Here is a 13,238-nt window from a genome sequence, read left to right on the forward strand (position 1 = left end):
GTCAATCAGGCCTGGGCGTCTTCGCCGCCCTCGGGTGCTGCTGCGTCGCTGGGGGCTGTTGCTGCTGCGGCTGCAGCACCCTTGTCGGCTGCGACTTCGGCGGCGCGCAGGCGCGGGGCCAGGCCATTGAGCACGGCGTTCACGTACTTGTGGCCGTCGGTGCCGCCGAACTCCTTGGCCAGCTCGATGCACTCGTTGAGCACCACGCGCCAGGGCACGTCGAGGCAGTGCTGGAACTCGTACACGCCGATCCACATCACGGCGTGCTCGATGGGCGAGATCTCGGCCATCTTGCGGTCCAGCAGCGGGGTGATCAGCGCGTCCATGTCGGCGGCCATCTTGATGCTGCCGTGCAGCAGCGCGTCGTAGTGCACCGAGTCGGCCTTGTGAAAGCCGGCCAGGTCGCGCGTGAAGGCGTCGATGGCCTCGGGCGCGTTGCCGCCCACCAGGTGCTGGTACAGCGCCTGCAGCGCGAATTCGCGCGCGCGGCTGCGCCCCGACTTGGAAGCCGCCTTGCGCACGCCGGTGCTCTTGAGGCCGGTGCGTGCCTGCTTGGGCGGGCGCTTGGCCGGGTGGCTGCTGGTGGCACCGGTGCCGTTGTCGTCGTCACCGTAGTTGTTGCTTTCGCTCATGACAGGTCTTCCAGCAGGTTGGCCATCTCCACGGCGACGCGGGCCGCGTCCGTGCCTTTTTCGCTCTGGCGGGCAATGGCCTGCTCGAGGTTTTCGGTGGTGATGATGGCGTTGGCAATCGGGATCTGGTAGTCGAGCGACAGGCGCGTGACGCCCGCGCCCGATTCATTGGCCACCAGTTCGAAGTGGTAGGTCTCGCCGCGGATGATGCAGCCCAGGGCGATCAGCGCGTCGTACTCGTCGGCCTCGCACATGGCCTGCAGGGCCACGGGCACTTCGAGCGCGCCGGGCACCAGCACGTGGGTGATGTGCTTTTCCTGCACGCCCAGGGCCTGCAGCTCGGCACGGCAGGCCGCGGCCAGGGCGTTGGTGATGCTCTCGTTGAAGCGGGCCTGCACGATGCCGATGTGCAGCTTCCTGCCGTCCAGCCTGTCCGCTGTTCCTTTTTCTGCGCCAAACATAGTGGTGATCCTGTTCTTTTACTCTTTGGGGATGAAGCCGGTGATTTCGAGGCCGTAGCCGGCCATGCTGGGCATGCGGCGAGGCTGGCCCATGAGCTGCATCTTGTGCACGCCGCACTCGCGCAGGATCTGCGCGCCCACGCCGTAGGTGCGCAGGTCCATGCGGCCGCGTTCGGGCGCCTGGGCGGCGCGGGCCGTGCCTTCGAACTGCTCGAGCAGTTGCTCGGCTGTCTCGCCGCAGTTGAGCAGCACGGCCACGCCCTTGCCCTGGGCGGCCAGGTACTGGAGGCTCGAATCCAGGCCCCAGGAGTGCATGGAGCGGTTGACCTCGAGCGCGTCGAACACCGACAGGGGCTCGTGCACGCGCACGGGCACCACGTCGTCGGCTCCCCACTGGCCCTTGACCAGCGCCAGGTGCACGGCCTGGCTGGGCTGGTCGCGGAAGGCGTGCACGGTGAACTCGCCGGCAGCGGTCTGCAGCGTGCGCGTGCCGACCTTCTGTACCAGCGTTTCGTTGCGGCTGCGGTACTCGATCAGGTCGGCGATGGTGCCGATCTTCAGGCCGTGCTCGGCCGCGAAGAGCTGCAGGTCGGGCAGGCGGGCCATGGTGCCGTCGTCCTTCATGATCTCGCAGATCACGGAGGCGGGGCTGCAGCCGGCCATCACGGCCAGGTCGCAACCGGCTTCGGTGTGGCCGGCACGCATGAGCACGCCGCCGTCCACCGCCTGCAGCGGGAAGATGTGGCCGGGCTGCACCAGGTCTTCGGCGCGGGCGTTGGGTGCCACCGCGGCCTGCACGGTGCGCGAGCGGTCGGCGGCGGAGATGCCGGTGGTCACCCCCTCGGCCGCCTCGATGGAGACGGTGAACGCGGTGGCGTGCTTGGTGCCGTTGCGCGTGACCATGGGCGGCAGGCGAAGGCGCTCGCAGCGCTCGCGGCTCAGCGTCAGGCAGATCAGGCCGCGGCCGAAGCGGGCCATGAAGTTGATGGCCTCGGGAGTGACATGGTCGGCGGCCAGCACCAGGTCGCCTTCGTTTTCGCGGTCTTCTTCATCGACCAGGATGACGATGCGGCCGGCGCGCATCTCGGCCACGATGTCCTCGACGGGCGAGATCGGCACGGGGGTGAGGGGGGTGTTCATGGAAGGCTTGGGCTTTCTGTGGGGACGGCTGGCGAGCGTGCGCAGCGCAGGTTCCCGTGGCCGGAGGTCGCCACACGGCACACACCTCCAAGAAACCGCCCAAAGAACATGCGATGCGGCGCTGCCGCACGTCGACGGAGCATATTGCCCCGGAAGTTACTGATTTTAATGCACCCGGGCAGTCCTGCGTCCACGCAGGGGCGCCATGTTGGCGCAAATCAGCGGCTGATACGTTCGTGTGCCCGAAAAACTGGCGCGCCCCAAGACCAGTGCCGCCGTGCAAGGGCCGCCCCGCCGCAGGGGCGGCGTCCCCCTGGGGGGAAGGCGCGAAGCGACTCAGGGGGGGCTTCCTAAATCATGCTGCCCTGGATCACCACATCGGTCTCGGGGTAGGCCACGCAGGGCAGCACGCAGCCCTCGGCCTTTTCCTCGGGCGAGAGGCCCGGCCATTCGATCTCGTAGCGCACACGGCCTTCCACCAACTGCCCGATGCAGGTGCGGCAGGTGCCGTTGCGGCAGGAGCTGGGCCAGTCGATGCCGCCCTGCTCGATGGAGACGAGCAGCGGCTGTTCGGGCCAGGCATCGCACTGGGCGCCATCGGGCTCGATGCGGGCGGTGAAGAAGGGGATGGCGGGCTGGGTCATGCGGTGTTGCCTGGGGCTGGGGTGCGTTGCCACACCAGCAAAAGGTTGTTGGAGGGCATGGCGTGGCGCTCGGCCAGGTGCAGGCCGGCGGCTGCGGCTTCGCGCTCCACGTCGGCGCGGTTGCGGATGCCCCAGGCCGGGTTCTGGGCGCGCAGGGTGGCGTCGAAGCCCTGGTTGCCGGGCGAGGTGGGCACGCCGTCTTCGATGTAGGGCCCGTAGGTGACCAGCCGGCCACCGGGGGCCAGGTGGCGCGCCGCGCCCTGCATCAGCCCCGCACAGCAGGCCCAGGGGGCGATGTGCAGCATGTTGGCGCAGTAGATGAGGTCGAAGGCCTGGGCAAAGGGCGCCTGGCCATCGGGCCAGGTGCCGGAGCGCACGTCCAGAAGCACGGCGGGCTGCACGTTGGTGGCACCGGCCTGCAGGGCCCAGCCGGCGATGGCGAAGAACAGTTCGTCCTTGAGGTCCGTGGGCTGCCAGGCCCAGCCGGGCAGGGCGGCGCCGAAGAAGGCGGCGTGCTGGCCGGTGCCGCTGGCGATTTCGAGCGCAGTGCCGGTATCGGGCAGCAACCCGCGCAGCACCGCCAGGATGGGGGGCTGGTTGCGTTCGGAAGCGGGACTGCAGGGGAGGGCGGGTGCGGTCATGGGTGTGGACAAAGTGCGGGGCGCGATGCTATCAAATTGAAAGCAGAGGGGGCTTCACAGGGTCTTTGCCGAAGTGCCTGAATTTTCATCAACGCAGGGATAAGCCTTGCAAATCAAGCACTTGGGACGGTCATACAGCGGTTCTCCAGAGTTATCCCCATGATTGTCCAGTGCTGGCAGGGATAACCGGACGCCCTTTGCCTAAAAAACAGGCGCCGCATCCATTCCCGTTGTGAATCAATGACTTGGATCGCCCATACAGAACTTGCCAAAACTTATCCACATGATTGTCCAGCGAAGGCTGGGATAACCGGCGGGTGGTGAGCGGTCCGGCGCTGCCTCAAAAATGGGCGGTGCGTAGTATTGCCTTGTGAATCAAGCACTTGCATCGGTCATACAGAACTTGTCCGGGGTTATCCACACGATTGTCCAGTGCCATCAGGGATAACCCGCAGATGTCGGCCGTGCCGGGCTGCCCAAAAAATGGGCGCTGCATTGGTTTCCCTTGTGAATCAATGGCTTGGCGATGCCATACAGGGCTTGCCAAAACTTATCCACATGATTGTCCAGTGCTGGCAGGGATAACTGCTGCCGCGTTTCAGGCCTCGATCTTCACGCCCTTCCAGAAGGCCACGCGGCCACGGATCTCGTCGGCCTCGGGCTTGGGATCGGCGTAGAACCAGGCGGCGTCGGAGTTCATTTCGCCGTTGACCAGCAGCGAGAGGTAGCTGGCCTGGCCTTTCCAGGCGCACATGGTCTTGTGGTTGCTGAAGGTGACGTACTCGCGCTTGAGCGAGGCTTCGGGGAAGTAGTGGTTGCCTTCGACCACCACGGTGTCGTCGCTTTCGGCGATGGTCACGCCGTTCCAGGTTGCTTTCATGGGAGATCCTTGGAGAGGGGGAAAGGGGCGCAAGTGCCCGGCGCCCGGGCGAGGGTGGGGCGCCAGCCGCGATTTTGCCTGCACGGCCAGCAGTCACGCACGGTACCGGCCTGCGGCGCGATGTGGCTTACAGTCGCTGCGCTGTCGCGGCGCGATCCAGGCCGCCATTTCAAAGCCAACCACCACAGGAGAACATTGACCATGGGTATCGATTTCAAGGGCCGTGTGGCCATCGTCACGGGCGCCGGTGGCGGCCTGGGTCGCCAGCATGCACTGGCACTGGCGGCGCGCGGCGCCAAGGTGCTGGTCAATGACCTGGGCGGCGCGGTGGATGGCAAGGGCGGCTCGGTGGGGGCGGCGCAGGCCGTGGTCGACGAGATCTTCGCGGCCGGCGGCGAGGCGATTGCCAACGGCGCATCCGTCACCGACTACGTGGCCGTGCAGGCCATGGTGCAGCAGGCCATCGACACCTGGGGCCGGGTGGACATCCTGGTGAACAACGCCGGCATCCTGCGCGACAAGTCGTTCAGCAAAATGGAGATGGACGACTTCCGCCTGGTGGTGGACGTGCACCTGATGGGCGCCGCGCACTGCTGCAAGGCCGTGTGGCCGCACATGGTGGCCCAGCAGTACGGGCGCATCGTGATGACCACGTCGTCCACCGGCCTGTACGGCAACTTCGGCCAGTCCAACTACGGTGCCGCCAAGCTGGCCCAGGTGGGGCTGATGCAGACCCTGTCCATTGAGGGGGCCAAGTACAACATCCACGTGAACGCGCTGGCGCCCACGGCCGCCACGCGCATGACCGAGGGCCTGATGCCCCAGGAAGTGCTCGACGCCCTGAAGCCCGAGGCCGTGGTGCCCGCCATGCTGGTGTTGGCGCACGAGAGCGCGCCCACGCGCACCATCCTGTGCGCAGGCGCCGGCACCTTCGAGGCGGCGCACATCACGTTGACTCAGGGTATTCACCTAGGCGTTGGCGCCGACACCCCCGAGCAGCTCGCGGCCCGCCTCTCGGACGTGACCGAGCGCGCCGGCGAGCAAGTACCACAAAGCGGCGCAGCGCAGGGGACCAACGAGGTGAGCAAGGCCTTGGCGGCCAGGGTTTAAGCCAGATCCACACGCGCAATCGTGCGCCGTGCTAAGTTCCGGGCCGACACGAGATCGGTAATAAAGATATGAGAACTTTGCAGGAACGACTGACCGCCTACCCCGCCGACGCCCTGGCGGGGATACGCCGCGGCATCGAAAAGGAGGGATTGCGCGTGCTGCCCAGCGGGGGGCTGGCGCTCACGCCGCACCCGGCGGCGCTGGGTTCGGCGCTCACGCACCCGCTGATCACCACCGACTACAGCGAATCGCAGCTGGAGCTGATCACCGGCGCGCACAAGGGCGTGGACGATTGCCTGAACGAGCTGGCCGAGGTGCACCAGTTCGTGCACCGCGCACTGCAGGCCCAGGGCGGCGAGCTGATGTGGGCGTCGAGCATGCCCTGCGGCCTGCCCACCGACGAGACGATCCCGATCGGCCGCTATGGCAGCTCCAACGTGGGCCGCGCCAAGAGCGTCTACCGCATGGGCCTGGGCCACCGCTATGGCCGGCGCATGCAGACCATCTCGGGCATCCATTACAACTGGTCGCTGCCCGGCGTGGGCAGCGATGACTACTTCGCGCTGATCCGCAATTTCCGCCGGCATGCCTTCGTGCTGCTGTACCTGTTCGGCGCCTCGCCCGCGCTGTGCCCCTGCTTCGTGCAGGGGCGCGAGCACCGCCTGCTGCCGCTGGGCGACAGGGGCCAGGCCATGTACCTGCCGCACGCCACCTCGCTGCGCATGGGGCGCCTGGGCTACCAGAGCGACGCCCAGGCCACGCTGGCGGTGAGCTACAACGGCCTCAAGGGCTACGCCAACTCGCTGCACGAGGCGCTGACCAAGCCCTATCCGGCCTACGAGACGGTGGGCGTGCGCAACCCCGGCGGCGACTACAACCAGCTCGGTACCAGCCTGCTGCAGATCGAGAACGAGTTCTACGGCACCATCCGCCCCAAGCGCACGGTGAAGACCGGCGAGCGCCCGCTGCATGCGCTGCGCGAGCGCGGCGTGGAATACGTCGAGGTGCGCTTGATGGACCTCGATCCCTTCGTCACCGTGGGCATCACGGCGCAGACCATGCGCCTCTTGGACGTGTTCTTGCTGCACTGCCTGCTGTCCGACAGCCCGCCCGACACGCCCGAGGAGATCGCCGAGCTCCAGCACAACCAGCACCTCACGGCCGAGCGCGGCCGCGAGCCGGGCCTGCTGCTGCAGCGCGCCGGCCAGGCCGTGCCGCTGACCACCTGGGGCGCCGAGGTGCTGGCCGAGTGCGTGCCTCTGGCTGCGGCGCTGGACGCCACGCACGGCACCACGGATTACAGCGACGCGCTGCGCGATGCGCGTGCGCTGATGGAAGCGCCCGAGCGCACGCCCTCGGCGCGCGTGCTGGCCAGCATGGTGCAGGACCACGAGAGCAACTTCGAGCGGTTTGCCTTCCAGCAATCGGCCAAGGCGCAGAACACGCTGCTGGCCTTGCCGTGGAGCGATGCGCAGCAGGCGCGGTTCGAGCAGATGGCGCATGACTCCGTGGCGGCGCAGAAGGCTATTGAGGCGGCGGATACCTTGCCGTTTGAGCCTTGGCGGGAGCAGTACATGGCCGTGGGTGGTTTGGGCTGAGAGTTTGGTTTGTGGTGGCTTCTGCTGTGGGTTGAAGGCGGAGGCCGGGATGTGCGCCCGGCGGCGCAGTAACTTTCTCTTGCGTCGCCAAGAGAAAGTCACCAAAGAGAAGGCGACCCCGCTGTCTGCGTCCCTTCGCTTCGCTGCGGGCAGCCTGTGATGCTCGGATCTGGGGTGGGCGTCGATGAACTCGCTGCGTTCTTCGAACTCCGCTCAAACAGCATCGACGAGCCAGATCACGAAGTGCATGTGTCCTGCGGCACATGCACCCACCCGAGCCCCTGCGCTTCTCGGCGCAGCCAGAGGGGTGGGGAGCGGGGTCAAAAACGGCTGCTGCTTCGCAGCTGCGCCGGGTGTCGGTGACGCGCTGCGCGCTGCCGACGAGCTGGGCGATCGTCCTGGCGAGCCGAGCGCAGCGAAGGACCACAGGCCGAGCGAAGCAATGGCCCGTATGGGGCCCGTTCCCACCCCCTTCTGACCGTGCCGAGAAGCGCAGGGCCTGGGGTGAGCGCGTGCCGAAGGACACGCGCATCGTTGTCTGACTCACCGCGGATGTTTGAGCGGAGTTCACCCGCAGGGGGAACGCAGCGAGTTCCGCGGTGCACCCCAGGACCGAGCATCGCAGGTTGCCCCGGAGCGAAGCGCAGGGGACACGGGCAGCGGGGTCGCCTTTTCTTGGCCTACCTTCTTTTGGCGAAGCAAAAGAAGGTAGGTGCGCCGCCGGGCGCACACCCCGGCTCCCGCCCTCAATCCAAGCACGCAATAACCACGAAGACCAGGCCGCTGAACCACGCCTGGGCAACAACAGCACCGTCACCCCAACTGCAGCAACGCCTCCTCACGCCAATACTCAGCCGCAGCAAAGAACCCCTCCCACACACACCCATTGCACCCCCGCCCACAACAACTGGTAGGCTCAGGCGGTGGCGCGCGCAGGGTGATGCCCATCGCCGCAGCCTGCTGCTGCAGCTGTGCAAACATCGCCCGGGCGGCATCGACCGGGGCCACGGGCGGCGTGCCGGCGCCGATCACCGCTTGCGCTTGGCCCGGCGCAGCAGGTACTGCACGATGAAGCCCCCGCCCAGCACCAGAGCGAACCAGCCCACCAAGGTGGCCTGGGCCATGAGATCGCGCACGCCACCCGATCTGGCGACGTAGGGCGCCAGCAGGATCACCAGCCCGATGAGGGCGCAGGTGACGCCCTTGAACAGCATCTCCTTGTCGGCCTTGGCCTGTTGGGGGTTGCGGGGAGTGTTGTCGTTGGTTGGCATGGCGATGGCTGGCAGAAAATATGCCGAAAAGGCGCTAAAACAGCGCCAGGGCAAACCGCGATTATCCTTGCCACCCCGATTTCCGATCCGTTCGACTAGAAAGTACCCCCGCATGGCCATCCAGTGGTTCCCCGGTCACATGCACCTGACCAAGAAAGCCATCACCGAACGTGTCAAGGACATCGACGTGGTGATCGAGGTGCTGGACGCGCGCCTGCCCGGCTCCAGCGCCAACCCCTTGCTGGTCGAGCTCACGGGGCACAAGCCCACGCTCAAGGTGCTCAACAAGCAGGACGTGGCCGACCCCGCGCGCACGGCGCTGTGGCTGGACTGGTACAACGCCCAGCTCAGCACGGGCGCGGTGGCGCTCGACGCGTCGGAGGCCGCACCCGCGCGCAAGCTCATCGACGGTTGCCACCGCCTCGCGCCCAACCGGGGCGGCATGGCCAAGCCCATGCGGGTGCTGATCTGCGGCGTGCCCAACGTGGGCAAGTCCACGCTGATCAACACCCTGACCAACAAGCGCCAGGCCAAGACCGGCGACGAGGCCGGCATCACCAAGATCGAGCAGCGCATCACGCTGGCCGATGATTTCTACCTGTGGGACACGCCCGGCATGCTGTGGCCGCGCATCATCATTCCCGAAAGCGGCTACAACCTGGCCGCCAGCGGCGCCGTGGGCCGCAATGCCTACGACGAGGAGCTGGTGGCGCTGGAGCTGCTGCGCCGCCTGCAGCAGCACTATGCGCCGCTGCTGGAGGCGCGCTACAAACTGGGCCTGCCTGCCGGGAGCATGGCCACCATGCACGACGAGGAGCTGCTCGAAGCCATCGGCAGGAAGCGCGGCGCCATGCTGGGCGGCGGCCGGGTGAACCTGCAAAAGACCGCCGAGATCGTGATGACCGACTTTCGCACGGCCATTTTGGGGCGCATCACCCTGGAGACGCCCACCGAGTTCGAGGCCTGGCGCGCCGCCGGCCTGGCCGAGGACGCCAAGCGCCAGGCCAAGAAGGACGCGCGCGCCAAGTCCAAGGGCAAGGGATCGGGCGTGCGCGAACCCGCTGCGGGCGACGCCGCCGAGGCCGAATAGCCGGGGTGCCCCGGCGCGGGGCCGGTGACCGGGCCGGCCTGTGGCAATTGAGGACTCGATAGACGCGATGTATCGCGTTACCATGCCAATTCATCGGCTGCCACCGCTTTGATGACGACCATGCGCGCTGTTGCCCACCTGCTGCCCTCCGACCGCGACGACACCACCACGCAGCAACTGGTGCGGGCCGGCGCGTGGGTGGTTGCGGTCACCGGCACGCTGATCGCCGCGCTGCTGCTGCTGGACGCCCCGCTGTCATGGACGCATGTGCTGCTCAACCTGGGGGCGGGCGGCATGGGTGCCCTGTCCGTGGTGCTGGGCCGCATGGGGCGCTGGCACCAGGCGGCGCTGGTGCTGGTCTGGGGGGTGTGGGGCGTGGTGGCCATGGTGGCGGCCAGCAATGGCGGCCTGCGCGGGCCCAATTTGCTCAATTTTCCGGTGCTGATCGTGTTTGCGGGCTGGATCCTGGGCGCACGCGCCACCCTGTGGCTCACGGGCTGCACAGGCGTGTTGATGCTGGTCTTCCTCTGGGCCGACCTGCACGGCTGGCTGCCGGACGCCCGCTATGGCAACCGCCTGGCCTACCTGGCCTACCTCACGGGCGTTCTGTCCGTGACGGCGGCTGCCACGCTGCTGTCGCGCCGCAGCTACCTGCGCCGTGTGCAGGAGGCGCAGCAGACCGCTTCGAGCCTGGCCGACAGCGAGGCCGAGTTGCGCAAGCTGCTGCGCGCCGTGGAGCAGAGCCCCGAGAGCATCGTCATCACCGACCTGGCCGGGCGCATCGAGTACGTCAACGCCGCCTTCCTGGCCCGCATGGGCTATGCGCGCGACGAGGTGCTGGGCCAGCCATCGGCCCGGGTCTCCAGCAACGGCATGGCGCCTGCACAGCGCCTGGGCCTGCGCGACACGCTGGAGCGCGGGGAGAACTGGGGCGGCGAGCAGGTCAACCGCCGCAAGGACGGCGCCGAGGTGATCGAGGCGGTGGTGGTGGCCCCCATCCGCCAGTCCGATGGGCACATCACCCACTATGTGGAGCTCAAGCAGGACATCACCGAGCGCAAGCGCGCGGCCGACGAGATCCACCGCCTGGCCCACTTCGACGCGCTCACCAGCCTGCCCAACCGCACCATGCTGATGGACCGGCTGTCGGCCCTGCAGTGGCGCTCCGGGCGTGCGCCGAATGTGCCGGGGGCCTTGCATGCGCTGGTGCTGCTGGACCTGGACCGCTTCACCACCTTCAACGACGCGCGCGGCAGCGAGATGGGCGACCGGCTGCTGTGCGCCGTGGCGCTGCGCCTGTCCGAGCTGCTGCCCGACCAGGGCCTGCTGGTGCGCGTGGCCGGCGACGAGTTCGCCATCGTGCTGCACGACCTGGCCAGCCAGGCGCCGCAGGCCAGCCGCCGGGCGCTGGCCTTTGCCGAGCAGGTGCAGGCCCTGCTGCTGCAGCCGCTGCGGCTGGAGGGCTATGCCGACGAGGCCCAGCTCGGTGCCAGCATCGGCATCACGCTGTACCCGCAGAGCCCGGCCGACTCGCCTCAGGAGGCGCTGCGCCGCGCGGGCACGGCGCTGCACCGGGCCAAGCAGGCCGGGGGCGGGCGCTCGGCCTTCTTCGAGCAGGGCATGGGCGAGGCGGCGGAGCAGCGCTTCCTGGTGGAGCGCACGCTGCGCCAGGCGATTGCGGACGACGAGCTGCGGCTGTTCCTGCAATCGCAGGTGGATGCGCAGGGGCAGCTCACGGGCGCCGAGGTGCTGGTGCGCTGGCAGCACCCGCGCGATGGCCTGCTGGCGCCCGGTGCCTTCATTCCCATTGCCGAGGAGTCCGACCTGATCGTGGGCCTGGGCAACTGGGTGCTGGCGCAGTCGTGCGCGCTGCTGGCATTGCCGGTGATGAGCGGGCAGCGCCTGCGCCTGTCGGTCAACCTCAGCGCGCGCCAGTTCCGCCAGGCCAATTTCGTGCCGCAGTTGCGTGCGCTGCTCGAATCCACCCGCGCCGACCCGCGCCTGCTCACGCTGGAGGTCACCGAGGGCCTGGTGATCGACGATTTCGACGATGCCGTCGGCAAGATGCGCGAGCTGGCGGCGCTGGGGGTGGAGATGTCGCTGGACGACTTCGGCACCGGCTACTCCTCGCTGGCCTACCTCAAGCGCCTGCCCATCCACGAGATCAAGATCGACCGCTCCTTCGTGCACGATGCCCCCACCAGTGCCGACGATGGCGTGCTGGTGCAGGCCATCCTGTCGGTGGCCAGCCACTTCGGCCTGCGCGTGGTGGCCGAAGGTGTGGAGACCCGGGCCCAGGCCGACTTCCTGCGCCAGCGTGCGCCCGACATCCTCTACCAGGGCTACCTCTATGGCCGGCCCGAGCCGCAGGAGGACTGGCTGGCCAGGCTTGCACCCGGTCCCATCGTCTGAACCAGGAAAACAGCCCCCGCTGCCGGGAGGCAGCGGGGGCTGTTGTTCGGTCCGGCGGTGGGCCGGATGCTGGCTGGCTTACTTGTTCTTGTCCTTGCCGCGTGGCAGCACGGCTGTCACGGGCGGCATGGGACGGTCGGAGCCGTGGGATTCCTTGGGAATCGACGTGTCCTTCTTGGGCTTCTTAGCCATCTTGTTGCTGCGCTGTTCACCTTTGGCCATGGGTCCTCCTGGTTGGGTCTCCGGATGGGACCGCTGCGCAGCATGGTACGCCACATCCGGGGTGGTCGCGATGACGGATGGTGGCTCTTTTTTCAGGGCGCCGGGGAGCGTGGTGGTCTCATGCCCGCGCCGCTGCAACCACGGCGGTGGCCTCCACCTCGACCAGCATGCCGTCGAGCGCCAGGCGCGGCACCGGGATCAGCGTGCAGGCGGGCGTGGGTGCGTCGCCCCACACGCGGCGTGCGGCTTCGGTCCACAGGGCCAGGCGGGCTTCGGTGTGGTCCACGACCAGCAGCGTGAGCCGCGCCACGTCATGCACGGTGGCGCCGGCCGCCTCCAGCACGCGGCGCATGTTGTCCAGGGCATGTGCGAGCTGCTCGGCAAAGTCGGGCGACAGCTCGCCCGCCAGGTTCTCGCCGCCCTGGCCCGAGGCATAGACCGTGCGGCCCGCCAGGGGCGCGACCACCACGTGCGTGTAGCCATTGGGGGCGGGGTCGTACACGCCCTCGGGGTTGATGTGGGCGAGTGTGGCGGCGTGGGCGGAGGTGAGGCGCGAGGCGATCTGGGACATGGGTGGGTTCCTGAAATCGTTGAAGAGGCTGTTAGTATTCAACCTCAAGCTAAGTTGAGGTCAACGGGCACTTTTAGGAGCAGGGTCATGAAGCAGCACGACGACGCACCAGGCGATTCCATGGCAGAGCTGGCCGCCGATCTTTCGGTGGGCGAGGTGGCCCGGCGCAGCGGACTGGCCGTCTCGGCGCTGCATTTCTACGAAACGCGGGGCCTCATCGCCAGCGTGCGCAGCGCAGGCAACCAGCGGCGCTACCCGCGCTCGGTGCTGCGCCGGGTGTCGGTGATCAAGATCGCCCAGCGAATGGGCGTGCCGCTGGCGGCCATCGGCGAGGCGCTGCAGGCCCTGCCCGCAGGCCGTACGCCCACGGTGGCCGACTGGCGCCGCCTGTCCGAGCGCTGGCGCGAAGACCTCGACGAGCGCATCCGCACCCTGACCGCGCTGCGCGACCAGCTCGATGGCTGCATCGGCTGCGGCTGCCTGTCGCTCAAGGTCTGCCCGCTGCGCAATGCGCAGGATGCGCTGGCCCGGGAAGGGCCCGGTCCGCATTTCTGAGCGGCCCCGGG

Annotated in this window: 15 protein-coding genes; 5 read left to right on the plus strand and 10 right to left on the minus strand. The window is 68.0% G+C overall.

All coding sequences use genetic code 11. The features are described 5' to 3' along the window. Positions 1-5 precede the first annotated feature (5 nt). The 6 genes from nusB to AC07PA_RS27835 form a co-directional block, all read right to left on the minus strand. Positions 6-632, minus strand: coding sequence for a transcription antitermination factor NusB (gene nusB, locus AC07PA_RS27810; RefSeq protein WP_494609785.1), 627 nt, complete (start codon positions 630-632; stop codon positions 6-8). After that, entirely contained in the window at positions 629-1,093 is a 465-nt protein-coding gene (ribH, locus tag AC07PA_RS27815; RefSeq protein ID WP_007858487.1) for a 6,7-dimethyl-8-ribityllumazine synthase, read from the minus strand. The genes nusB and ribH overlap by 4 nt, the downstream gene beginning before the upstream one ends. Before the next feature lie 18 nt (positions 1,094-1,111). Then, the gene (ribBA, locus tag AC07PA_RS27820; RefSeq protein WP_007858486.1) at positions 1,112-2,233 is read right to left on the minus strand and encodes a bifunctional 3,4-dihydroxy-2-butanone-4-phosphate synthase/GTP cyclohydrolase II; all 1,122 of its coding nucleotides are present in this window, start codon (positions 2,231-2,233) and stop codon (positions 1,112-1,114) included. Positions 2,234-2,583: 350 nt separating this feature from the next. Beyond that, positions 2,584-2,877 carry a 2Fe-2S iron-sulfur cluster-binding protein gene (locus AC07PA_RS27825; RefSeq protein ID WP_145699080.1) on the minus strand — a complete coding sequence of 98 codons (294 nt, stop codon included), beginning with the start codon at positions 2,875-2,877 and terminating at the stop codon, positions 2,584-2,586. Further along, positions 2,874-3,518 carry a DUF938 domain-containing protein gene (locus AC07PA_RS27830; RefSeq protein ID WP_145699081.1) on the minus strand — a complete coding sequence of 215 codons (645 nt, stop codon included), beginning with the start codon at positions 3,516-3,518 and terminating at the stop codon, positions 2,874-2,876. The genes AC07PA_RS27825 and AC07PA_RS27830 overlap by 4 nt, the downstream gene beginning before the upstream one ends. 598 nt (positions 3,519-4,116) lie before the next feature. Beyond that, complete coding sequence (locus AC07PA_RS27835; RefSeq protein WP_494609786.1) at positions 4,117-4,398, minus strand: DUF427 domain-containing protein; 282 nt, start codon at positions 4,396-4,398, stop codon at positions 4,117-4,119. 201 nt (positions 4,399-4,599) lie between these two features. Between AC07PA_RS27835 and AC07PA_RS27840 the strand changes: the two genes are divergently transcribed. After that, positions 4,600-5,508 (plus strand): SDR family NAD(P)-dependent oxidoreductase, encoded by a 909-nt coding sequence (locus AC07PA_RS27840; RefSeq protein ID WP_494609787.1) that lies wholly within the window; start codon positions 4,600-4,602, stop codon positions 5,506-5,508. Positions 5,509-5,576: 68 nt separating this feature from the next. After that, complete coding sequence (gshA, locus tag AC07PA_RS27845) at positions 5,577-7,106, plus strand: glutamate--cysteine ligase (protein WP_494609788.1); 1,530 nt, start codon at positions 5,577-5,579, stop codon at positions 7,104-7,106. Positions 7,107-7,919: 813 nt separating this feature from the next. Here the strand turns inward: gshA and AC07PA_RS27850 are convergent. Together AC07PA_RS27850 and AC07PA_RS27855 are read right to left on the minus strand one after the other, a co-directional pair. Continuing rightward, on the minus strand, positions 7,920-8,087 hold the full coding sequence (locus AC07PA_RS27850) for an oxidoreductase-like domain-containing protein (RefSeq protein ID WP_494610253.1): 168 nt from the start codon (positions 8,085-8,087) through the stop codon (positions 7,920-7,922). A gap of 47 nt (positions 8,088-8,134) precedes the next feature. Next, the gene (locus tag AC07PA_RS27855) at positions 8,135-8,377 is read right to left on the minus strand and encodes a hypothetical protein (RefSeq protein WP_494610226.1); all 243 of its coding nucleotides are present in this window, start codon (positions 8,375-8,377) and stop codon (positions 8,135-8,137) included. Positions 8,378-8,489: 112 nt separating this feature from the next. On the opposite strand from AC07PA_RS27855, the gene ylqF reads away from it, so the two are divergent. Together ylqF and AC07PA_RS27865 are read left to right on the plus strand one after the other, a co-directional pair. Next, positions 8,490-9,467, plus strand: coding sequence for a ribosome biogenesis GTPase YlqF (gene ylqF, locus AC07PA_RS27860; protein WP_145699086.1), 978 nt, complete (start codon positions 8,490-8,492; stop codon positions 9,465-9,467). A gap of 120 nt (positions 9,468-9,587) precedes the next feature. Next, a complete protein-coding gene (locus tag AC07PA_RS27865) occupies positions 9,588-11,879 on the plus strand; it encodes a putative bifunctional diguanylate cyclase/phosphodiesterase (RefSeq protein ID WP_494610227.1) in 2,292 nt (763 codons plus the stop codon). A gap of 78 nt (positions 11,880-11,957) precedes the next feature. Here AC07PA_RS27865 and AC07PA_RS27870 read toward each other — a convergent pair whose 3' ends face one another. Both AC07PA_RS27870 and AC07PA_RS27875 read right to left on the minus strand, forming a co-directional pair. After that, positions 11,958-12,101 carry a hypothetical protein gene (locus AC07PA_RS27870; RefSeq protein WP_007855012.1) on the minus strand — a complete coding sequence of 48 codons (144 nt, stop codon included), beginning with the start codon at positions 12,099-12,101 and terminating at the stop codon, positions 11,958-11,960. A 118-nt stretch (positions 12,102-12,219) separates the two neighbouring features. Further along, positions 12,220-12,672 carry a RidA family protein gene (locus tag AC07PA_RS27875; protein ID WP_007855009.1) on the minus strand — a complete coding sequence of 151 codons (453 nt, stop codon included), beginning with the start codon at positions 12,670-12,672 and terminating at the stop codon, positions 12,220-12,222. Positions 12,673-12,759: 87 nt separating this feature from the next. Here AC07PA_RS27875 and soxR point away from each other — a divergent pair, with 87 nt between their 5' ends. Further along, positions 12,760-13,227 carry a redox-sensitive transcriptional activator SoxR gene (gene soxR / locus AC07PA_RS27880; protein WP_494610228.1) on the plus strand — a complete coding sequence of 156 codons (468 nt, stop codon included), beginning with the start codon at positions 12,760-12,762 and terminating at the stop codon, positions 13,225-13,227. The last annotated feature ends 11 nt before the right edge of the window (positions 13,228-13,238 follow it).

The organism is Acidovorax sp. GW821-FHT09B03, from assembly GCF_059418305.1.

Coding starts and splice junctions, on each gene's coding strand:
- nusB (WP_494609785.1), bottom strand. CDS start 632: ATGAGCGAAAGCAACAACTACGGTGACGACGACAACGGCACCGGTGCC.
- ribH (WP_007858487.1), bottom strand. CDS start 1,093: ATGTTTGGCGCAGAAAAAGGAACAGCGGACAGGCTGGACGGCAGGAAG.
- ribBA (WP_007858486.1), bottom strand. CDS start 2,233: ATGAACACCCCCCTCACCCCCGTGCCGATCTCGCCCGTCGAGGACATC.
- AC07PA_RS27825 (WP_145699080.1), bottom strand. CDS start 2,877: ATGACCCAGCCCGCCATCCCCTTCTTCACCGCCCGCATCGAGCCCGAT.
- AC07PA_RS27830 (WP_145699081.1), bottom strand. CDS start 3,518: ATGACCGCACCCGCCCTCCCCTGCAGTCCCGCTTCCGAACGCAACCAG.
- AC07PA_RS27835 (WP_494609786.1), bottom strand. CDS start 4,398: ATGAAAGCAACCTGGAACGGCGTGACCATCGCCGAAAGCGACGACACC.
- AC07PA_RS27840 (WP_494609787.1), top strand. CDS start 4,600: ATGGGTATCGATTTCAAGGGCCGTGTGGCCATCGTCACGGGCGCCGGT.
- gshA (WP_494609788.1), top strand. CDS start 5,577: ATGAGAACTTTGCAGGAACGACTGACCGCCTACCCCGCCGACGCCCTG.
- AC07PA_RS27850 (WP_494610253.1), bottom strand. CDS start 8,087: ATGTTTGCACAGCTGCAGCAGCAGGCTGCGGCGATGGGCATCACCCTG.
- AC07PA_RS27855 (WP_494610226.1), bottom strand. CDS start 8,377: ATGCCAACCAACGACAACACTCCCCGCAACCCCCAACAGGCCAAGGCC.
- ylqF (WP_145699086.1), top strand. CDS start 8,490: ATGGCCATCCAGTGGTTCCCCGGTCACATGCACCTGACCAAGAAAGCC.
- AC07PA_RS27865 (WP_494610227.1), top strand. CDS start 9,588: ATGCGCGCTGTTGCCCACCTGCTGCCCTCCGACCGCGACGACACCACC.
- AC07PA_RS27870 (WP_007855012.1), bottom strand. CDS start 12,101: ATGGCCAAAGGTGAACAGCGCAGCAACAAGATGGCTAAGAAGCCCAAG.
- AC07PA_RS27875 (WP_007855009.1), bottom strand. CDS start 12,672: ATGTCCCAGATCGCCTCGCGCCTCACCTCCGCCCACGCCGCCACACTC.
- soxR (WP_494610228.1), top strand. CDS start 12,760: ATGAAGCAGCACGACGACGCACCAGGCGATTCCATGGCAGAGCTGGCC.